At 37.1% G+C, this 8,673-nt stretch carries 10 protein-coding genes; 6 read left to right on the forward strand and 4 right to left on the reverse strand.

The window, feature by feature from the left end; genetic code table 11:
• Nucleotides 1-171: 171 nt before the first annotated feature.
• From rpmG to HT730_RS03630, 4 genes are all read right to left on the reverse strand, one after another.
• On the reverse strand, nucleotides 172-321 hold the full coding sequence (rpmG, locus tag HT730_RS03615) for a 50S ribosomal protein L33 (protein WP_001265622.1): 150 nt from the start codon (nucleotides 319-321) through the stop codon (nucleotides 172-174).
• A 15-nt stretch (nucleotides 322-336) separates the two neighbouring features.
• Nucleotides 337-519 carry a 50S ribosomal protein L32 gene (rpmF, locus tag HT730_RS03620; RefSeq protein WP_000290417.1) on the reverse strand — a complete coding sequence of 61 codons (183 nt, stop codon included), beginning with the start codon at nucleotides 517-519 and terminating at the stop codon, nucleotides 337-339.
• 151 nt (nucleotides 520-670) lie between these two features.
• Nucleotides 671-847, reverse strand: a complete 177-nt coding sequence (locus HT730_RS03625) for a PTS ascorbate transporter subunit IIC (RefSeq protein WP_033608448.1) — start codon at nucleotides 845-847, stop codon at nucleotides 671-673.
• A gap of 25 nt (nucleotides 848-872) precedes the next feature.
• Complete coding sequence (locus HT730_RS03630) at nucleotides 873-1,013, reverse strand: hypothetical protein (RefSeq protein WP_173277652.1); 141 nt, start codon at nucleotides 1,011-1,013, stop codon at nucleotides 873-875.
• A 189-nt stretch (nucleotides 1,014-1,202) separates the two neighbouring features.
• On the opposite strand from HT730_RS03630, the gene HT730_RS03635 reads away from it, so the two are divergent.
• The 6 genes from HT730_RS03635 to ilvD all read left to right on the forward strand — a co-directional run bounded on the left by HT730_RS03635 (nucleotide 1,203) and on the right by ilvD (nucleotide 8,606).
• Nucleotides 1,203-3,233: a BglG family transcription antiterminator gene (locus tag HT730_RS03635; RefSeq protein ID WP_173306835.1), complete on the forward strand. Its 2,031-nt coding sequence runs from the start codon at nucleotides 1,203-1,205 to the stop codon at nucleotides 3,231-3,233.
• A gap of 3 nt (nucleotides 3,234-3,236) precedes the next feature.
• Nucleotides 3,237-3,521, forward strand: coding sequence for a PTS sugar transporter subunit IIB (locus tag HT730_RS03640; protein ID WP_000912476.1), 285 nt, complete (start codon nucleotides 3,237-3,239; stop codon nucleotides 3,519-3,521).
• Nucleotides 3,522-3,533: 12 nt separating this feature from the next.
• Entirely contained in the window at nucleotides 3,534-4,880 is a 1,347-nt protein-coding gene (locus HT730_RS03645) for a PTS ascorbate transporter subunit IIC (protein WP_000975294.1), read from the forward strand.
• Between the two features lie 3 nt (nucleotides 4,881-4,883).
• Complete coding sequence (locus HT730_RS03650; protein ID WP_173306836.1) at nucleotides 4,884-5,741, forward strand: transketolase; 858 nt, start codon at nucleotides 4,884-4,886, stop codon at nucleotides 5,739-5,741.
• The gene (locus HT730_RS03655; RefSeq protein WP_173306837.1) at nucleotides 5,738-6,670 is read left to right on the forward strand and encodes a transketolase family protein; all 933 of its coding nucleotides are present in this window, start codon (nucleotides 5,738-5,740) and stop codon (nucleotides 6,668-6,670) included. The genes HT730_RS03650 and HT730_RS03655 overlap by 4 nt, the downstream gene beginning before the upstream one ends.
• A gap of 232 nt (nucleotides 6,671-6,902) precedes the next feature.
• Entirely contained in the window at nucleotides 6,903-8,606 is a 1,704-nt protein-coding gene (gene ilvD / locus HT730_RS03660; RefSeq protein WP_173306838.1) for a dihydroxy-acid dehydratase, read from the forward strand.
• Nucleotides 8,607-8,673 lie beyond the last annotated feature (67 nt).

The following is an 8,673-nucleotide window of genomic DNA, read 5'->3' on the forward strand; positions in this document are numbered from 1 at the left end:
CGAGTTTAAATAGGATTACTCGTTATGAAATGTTAATTACTTTTGATGGCTTAACAAATATTATCAATAATGTAGTCATTCGAATGATTCTCATTGCAATGTACTGAAATTAACAAAAAGAAAAAACGCTTGAATCAGCGTTTTTCTTCTGTATTGATTCGTATTGAATGCTTACTTAACTTCGGTAAACACAACGTGTTTGCGAAGTTTTGGTGAGTATTTCTTCAATTGAAGACGGTCTGGAGTGTTACGTTTGTTTTTAGAAGTAAGGTACAAGCGTTCACCAGATTCTTTGTGTTCAAGTGTAATATTTACGCGCATGGTATCTCCCTTCTATTATTCAGCTGATGCAGCTTTAGCGATTTTACGTCCTTTGTAGTATCCTTTAAGTGATACACGGTGAGAACGTGAGTAATCTCCAGTAGTTTCGTCAAAGTTTACAGATGGAGCTGTTACTTTGTAGTGTGTACGACGTTTGTTTTTCTTCGCTTTTGAAGTGCGACGTGCAGGTACTGCCATTTTGATTTCTCCTTTAGGTATTTATATTCGATTCAATCTACTGATTTTCATCAACCATACTAGGATAACACATTTTTTTTGTAAAGTAAAGTTACTTGACAAAAAAAGATGAAAAAATTCTCCTGTCAGTCCTAGCAGACAGGAGAAAATGTTAAATATCAATCTCAAATGGTTCGTCAATGGTTTCTGATACGTATTTTCCGTCTTTCTTCCGTTGTTTGACACATTCTGTGAGGAGATATTCGATTTGCCCATTGACTGAACGAAAGTCGTCTTCTGCCCATGATGCGAGTGCAGCGTATAACTTTGTTGAGAGTCGAAGGGGGATCTGCTTTTTTTAGCTTCAGCCATCTTTAGTAAAGACTTCCTGTGTTGACAATTGGTTGTGCATCATGATTGCCACAGAGAACGACTAGGAGATTTGAAACCATGGCAGCTTTTCGTTCTTCGTCAAGCTCTACCAATTCCCCTTCATTGAGCCGTTCTAGTGCCATTTCAACCATTTCTATTAATTGATATCTAAATGATATCGCTTTAATTTATAACGTGAAAAAAAGTAGAAAAATAATTACTAAAAACTTTCAGCCCAATAATTTCTTTTAAAAGGTGAGATTATATTGTGCTCAAATACTCTTTTATTCTTATAACTTTTACACTATAATTGTAGTTAGAAAGGAAGAGAAATGTTTGATTATAGAGCACTAGTTATTTTGATGACTTTGATGGATCATTGTGAGCTATCGTTATATGAGTTATCTGTTAAGGTGAGCTTACCTATAAAGGAAGTCAAAGAAGGAATAGATTATTTAGTGCCTTATCTAGCTAATAAAGGGATAGTGCTGGATAAAAAGCAAGGTCGCTATAGTTTATCAAATCGTACGAAGCAATCTTTGACAGATATTATTAAGTCGGATGAATTGGTTTTACCAAAGTCGACTCGCTTAGCTTTAATCTATCTTTACACTTTTTGCCGATTAGATTTTATATCAAATAATCATTACCAAGACTTTTTGAAAGTAAGTAAGAATACAACCTTATCTGATATTCAATCATTAAGAAAGATTATGTTAGATAATGATTTGGAGCTAGGGTACAGTAGAGCAAAAGGTTATACTTTACACGGTTCAGAGTGGAATAAGCACCGCTTAGCTTTTCAAATGGTTAGTGAGTTGCTGGAATCCTCCATAGGGATTTGGGGTTTGGATTATGTTTTATCCAGTTGGGGGTATTCATTAACTTATGATTTGATAAATCAGGTAGTTAAAGATTATTATGAGAAGCTACAGCTAGTACCTATTGTAAATCAATTAAAAGTTTGCCTTTTCGGTTTAGTATTCATTCTGTGTAGGTATCAAAGGGATGTTGAAAGAGTATGTCTTTCAGAGACATTAGTATCTCCTGTTATTCAAGATATAACCACTATTTTATTGGATACAGTGGTTGATTTGGGGATTATAGATACGGTGTTTTCTGAGGATGATTATCGCTATATCACAGTTTTATTATCAAGTTGCTTTGAAGGTGAAGTAGATGTTGCTCCGGTTTACTTTAATCAACTAACAGAGGCTATTATAAGTAGAATGGAAGATATTTCTTTGTTACATTTTAAACAAAGGGAAGGATTGAGAGAAAATCTTCGCCGCCACCTTATACCGGCTTACTATAGATTAAAGTTCGGCCTACCTAGTTCAAATGAATATGTATTGCATGTTAAAGAACATTATCCTGATTTATTTGAACTAGTAAAAGATTCTTTGACTCCCTTGATGGACGCTATTGACAAACCCATACCTGATAGTGAAACAGCATATTTTGTTATCCATTTCGGAGGTTATTTAAAGAAAGCAGATACTTTGCCTCAAAAATGGTATAAAGCAGCAATCATTTGTCCTAATGGTGTTAGTTCTTCATTGATGTTAAAAGAAAATCTATTAGCATTATTTCCTCAAATTGAGTTTATAGGAACCTCAAAGATTGATGATTTACAGGTGAAAGCTAGTAGTGACTATGATATGGTTTTTTCTACCATAAAGGTGGAGACAGAAAAGCCAAATTATCTAGTTTCGGTTATGATGACTGAAGAGCAAGCAATACAACTAGTAGAACTAGTGTTAAAAGATTTTCCGAATTTAGAGTATGGGGATTTTGAGATTGAACAAATCCTGAATATTGTCAAAAGATATGGAATTATTACACAAGAATTGGAATTAAGATTGGCGTTAAAGAATTATCTTTATCAAAAAAATGATAGAAAGGAAATTGTACCAGTGCTAGAACAACTTATTACCAAAGAAACCTATCAGGTTAGTTCGCAAAAATTAGGATGGAAGGAGGCGATTCGTTTAGCAGCTAAACCGCTTTTGGATCAAGATAAGATAACGGAGAACTACCCTGAGGCAATGATTCAAAAAGTAGAAGAGTTTGGGCCTTTTATTAATTTAGGGAAGGGAGTAGCAATTCCTCACGCTCGGCCAGATGAAGGTGTGAATGAAATAGGAATGTCAATGTTAGTTTTGGAAAAACCGATTTATTTATTGGATAATCCAGAACAAGAGGTAAGATTGTTGATTTGTATTGCAGCCATTGATAATGAAAGTCATTTAAAGGCTTTGTCACATTTAACAACAATTTTAAGAGATAAAAATCATGTTCAAACTTTAATATCATCAAAAAACTATGATGACATTGAAATGATAATTAAACAGGAGGATTAAATAATGTTAAAAATTGGTACAGCTTGTGGTTCAGGATTAGGTTCAAGTTTTATGGTACAGATGAATATTGAATCTGTATTGAGTGATTTGAATGTTTCAGATGTAGAAGTTGAACACTATGATTTAGGTGGAGCAGATCCAAATGCTGCTGATATTTGGATTGTTGGTCGTGATCTAGCTGATTCAGCTAGTCATCTTGGAGATGTTCGTATCTTAAATAGTATTATTGATATGGATGAACTACGAGAATTAATTACGAAACTTTGTGAAGAAAAAGGACTTATATAGGAGGCTAGCGTCATGATGAAGTTCATATTGGATATTGTTAGTACACCAGCTATTTTAGTAGCTTTAATTGCAATCTTAGGATTAGTTCTTCAGAAGAAGAAATTACCTGATATTATTAAAGGTGGAATTAAGACCTTTGTTGGTTTCTTAGTTGTATCTGGTGGTGCAGGAATCGTACAAAATTCTTTAAATCCATTTGGTACCATGTTTGAGCATGCTTTTCATTTATCTGGCGTTGTGCCGAATAATGAAGCAATTGTAGCTGTAGCTTTAACAACATATGGATCAGCTACTGCAATGATTATGTTTGCAGGCATGGTGTTCAATATCTTAATTGCTCGTTTTACTCGATTTAAATATATCTTTTTAACAGGGCACCACACTCTATATATGGCGTGTATGATTGCGGTCATTTTATCAGTTGCTGGCTTTACTAGCTTGCCTCTCATCTTACTAGGAGGATTAGCACTCGGTATTATTATGAGTATTTCCCCAGCATTTGTGCAAAAATATATGGTTCAATTAACTGGAAATGACAAGGTGGCTTTAGGTCATTTCAGTTCTTTGGGATATTGGTTGAGTGGTTTTACTGGTAGCCTTATCGGTGACAAATCAAAATCAACAGAGGACATTAAATTTCCAAAGAGTTTAGCTTTTTTACGTGATAGTACTGTTAGTATCACTTTATCTATGGCAGTTATTTACATTATTGTAGCTATCTTTGCAGGGTCAGAATATATAGAAAAAGAAATTAGTAGTGGTACAAGTGGTCTAGTTTATGCTTTACAATTAGCAGGTCAATTTGCAGCAGGGGTATTTGTTATTTTAGCAGGTGTTCGCCTTATTTTGGGTGAAATTGTTCCAGCCTTTAAAGGTATTTCAGAGCGTCTTGTACCTAATTCAAAACCTGCTTTGGATTGTCCGATTGTTTATACTTATGCACCCAATGCAGTTCTAATTGGATTTATCTCTAGTTTTATTGGTGGTTTAGTAAGTATGGCAATTATGATTGCTTCAGGAACGGTTGTTATCTTACCAGGTGTTGTGCCTCATTTCTTCTGTGGAGCGACTGCAGGTGTTATTGGGAATGCATCTGGTGGTGTTCGTGGAGCTACTATTGGAGCATTTTTACAAGGTATTTTAATTAGTTTTCTTCCAGTCTTTTTAATGCCAGTTTTGGGAGGACTTGGTTTCCAAGGATCAACTTTCTCAGATGCAGATTTTGGTCTATCAGGAATTATTTTAGGAATGTTAAATCAATTTGGCTCACAAGCAGGCATTGTGATTGGTCTTGTTCTTATTTTAGCAGTTATGTTTGGAGTATCCTTTATTAAAAAGCCATCTGTAAAGGAGGAATAAGGGATGATTTTAAGTAAAAATAGAGAAGATGAGTTAAGAAAATTTGCAACAAAAATCCGATTAAATACTCTTGAAACCTTGAATCATCTTGGATTCGGACATTACGGAGGAAGTCTGTCTATCGTAGAAGTTCTAGCAGTGCTTTATGGTGAAATGATGCCAATGACTCCAGAAATATTTGCATCACGAGATAGAGATTATTTCATATTATCAAAAGGTCACGGAGGACCAGCTCTATACAGTACACTCTATTTGAATGGTTTCTTTGACAAAGAATTCTTATATTCTTTAAATACAAATGGAACCAAATTACCGTCTCATCCTGATAGAAATCTAACGCCAGGCATAGATATGACAACGGGCTCTTTAGGACAAGGAATTAGTGTTGCAACCGGACTTGCATATGGTCAGAGAATAAGAAAGAGTCCCTTTTATACTTATGCTATTGTTGGAGATGGTGAGTTAAATGAGGGACAATGTTGGGAGGCTATACAGTTTGCTTCTCATCAACAGTTATCCAACTTAATTGTATTTGTTGATGATAACAAAAAACAATTAGATGGTTTTACAAAGGATATTTGTAATCCAGGTGATTTCGTAGAAAAATTTTCAGCATTTGGATTTGAATCCATTAGGGTCAAGGGTTCAGATATTAGAGAAATTTATGAAGGGATTGTCCAATTAAAACAGTCAAATAATTCATCACCTAAGTGCATTGTATTAGATACTATTAAAGGTCAAGGGGTTCAAGAGCTGGAAGAAATGAAATCCAACCATCATCTTCGCCCTACTGTAGAGGAGAGACAAATGTTAACTTCAGTTGTAGAAAGATTAAGTCAGGAATTGGAGGAAACAGAATGATGAGAAGCACGAAAGAATTACGGCATGTATATAGAGACTTCCTTTTAGAGGCTAATCAAAGTTATTCTGATATAGTAGTCTTAGAAGCCGATTTGTCAAGTTCGATGGCTACTCATAATCTTGAAAAGGACTTTGGAGACCGTTATGTGAATGTTGGGATTATGGAAGCAGAAATGGTCGGCCTTGCAGCAGGCTTGTCTATTCAGGGGTTTAGACCTTATCTTCATACATTTGGTCCTTTTTCTTCACGAAGGGTATTTGATCAATTATTTATTTCTCTTGGATACGCACAATTGGATGCCACTGTGATTGGATCAGATGCAGGAGTAACTGCAGAAATGAATGGTGGGACACATATGCCATTTGAAGAAATTGGATTGTTACGTTTAATTCCTAAATCGATCATTTTTGAAGCAACTGATGATGTCCAATTTCGTGAAATATTGAACCAGACATTAGACTTAAAAGGACTAAAATATATTCGAACAATTAGAAAAGCTCCAGTTCCTGTGTATCAAGGTGGAGAAGATTTTTCTAAGGGCTACATTGAGTTAAGACATGGGGAAGATGTTGTAATCGTTGCTTCTGGTATAATGGTTGCTCCAAGTATTCGAGTTGCAGATAAACTGTCTAAAGTAGGTTATTCAGTAGGTGTGATAGATTTATTTAGAATCAAACCGATACCAGAACAGATAAAAACAATGTTAAGTGGAAAAACTATATTTACTGTAGAAAACCACAATCAGATAGGTGGAATTGGCAGTTCTTTATGTGAATTATTCTCTGATGATGGAATAACAAAAATTCATCGGATGGGTGTTCAAGAAAGATTCGGTCAAGTAGGGAAAATGGATTATCTTCTTAATGAGTATGGTTTGAGTGAATCGAATATAAAAGAGAAGGTTCTAGAAATTTATAATGCAAGATAGATGTTAAATACACTTATCTGAAAGAATTTTTGTAACAATTACAGTACGTTATTTAAAGAAAGCGGATTAAAAAGCATATTCTGGTCATCAGAAAGTGCACTAATCCGCTTTGTTGTTTTTAGTTTTAAATATTTCATATGTATATAGAATTTTCTGAAAATTCAAGAATTTTCTTCTGTTCATTGCTTTTAAAATGTGCTATAATAGTAAAAACTGAAATGGGAGGGAACAAATGACTGAATTAGATAAACGTCACCGCAGTAGTATTTATGACAGCATGGTAAAATCACCAAACCGTGCCCTGCTTCGTGCGACTGGTATGACAGATAAGGACTTTGAAACACCGATTGTGGGAGTGATTTCGACTTGGGCGGAAAATACACCATGTAACATTCACTTGCATGATTTTGGGAAATTAGCCAAAGAAGGTGTCAAATCTGCAGGTGCTTGGCCTGTGCAGTTTGGGACTATCACTGTAGCGGACGGGATTGCTATGGGAACGCCTGGTATGCGCTTCTCTTTGACATCTCGTGATATTATTGCGGACTCAATCGAGGCGGCTATGGGTGGTCACAATGTGGATGCCTTTGTTGCTATCGGTGGCTGTGACAAGAACATGCCTGGATCTATGATTGCCATTGCTAATATGGATATCCCAGCTATTTTCGCCTATGGTGGAACTATTGCACCGGGAAATCTTGATGGCAAAGACATTGACTTGGTTTCTGTCTTTGAGGGTATCGGAAAATGGAACCACGGTGATATGACGGCTGAGGACGTTAAACGTCTTGAATGTAATGCCTGCCCTGGACCTGGTGGCTGTGGTGGTATGTATACTGCTAATACCATGGCGACAGCTATCGAAGTTCTCGGTATGAGTTTGCCAGGGTCTTCCTCTCACCCAGCTGAATCAGCTGACAAGAAAGAAGACATCGAAGCAGCAGGACGTGCTGTTGTTAAGATGTTGGAACTTGGTCTTAAGCCATCAGATATCTTGACTCGTGAAGCCTTTGAAGATGCTATCACTGTGACTATGGCTCTCGGTGGTTCTACAAACGCCACTCTTCACTTGCTTGCCATTGCCCATGCTGCAAATGTTGACTTGTCGCTTGAGGACTTTAATACCATCCAAGAGCGTGTGCCTCACTTGGCCGACTTGAAACCATCTGGTCAGTATGTTTTCCAAGATCTCTACGAAGTCGGTGGTGTGCCTGCGGTTATGAAGTACTTGTTGGCAAATGGTTTCCTTCACGGGGACCGTATCACATGTACTGGTAAGACTGTCGCTGAGAACTTGGCTGATTTTGCAGACCTCACACCAGGTCAAAAAGTTATCATGCCACTTGAAAATCCAAAACGTGCGGATGGTCCGCTTATCATCTTGAACGGAAATCTTGCCCCTGACGGTGCAGTTGCCAAGGTATCAGGTGTTAAAGTTCGTCGTCACGTTGGTCCAGCTAAAGTCTTTGATTCAGAAGAAGATGCGATTCAGGCTGTTCTGACAGATGAAATCGTTGATGGCGATGTAGTCGTTGTTCGTTTCGTTGGACCTAAGGGTGGTCCTGGTATGCCTGAGATGCTGTCACTTTCATCCATGATTGTTGGTAAAGGTCAGGGAGATAAGGTTGCCCTCTTGACGGATGGCCGTTTCTCTGGTGGTACTTATGGTCTGGTTGTTGGACATATCGCTCCTGAAGCTCAGGATGGTGGACCAATTGCCTACCTTCGTACAGGCGATATCGTTACGGTTGACCAAGATACCAAAGAAATTTCCATGGCCGTATCCGAAGAAGAACTTGAAAAACGCAAGGCAGAAACAACCTTGCCACCACTTTACAGCCGTGGTGTCCTCGGTAAATATGCCCATATCGTATCATCTGCTTCACGCGGAGCCGTGACAGACTTCTGGAATATGGACAAGTCAGGTAAAAAATAAACTCACACTCTTCGAAAATCTCTTCAAACCACGTCAACGCCGCCTTGCCGTATATATGTTACTGACT

Source organism: Streptococcus sp. k-628 (assembly GCF_013277475.1).
GTDB lineage: Bacteria > Bacillota > Bacilli > Lactobacillales > Streptococcaceae > Streptococcus.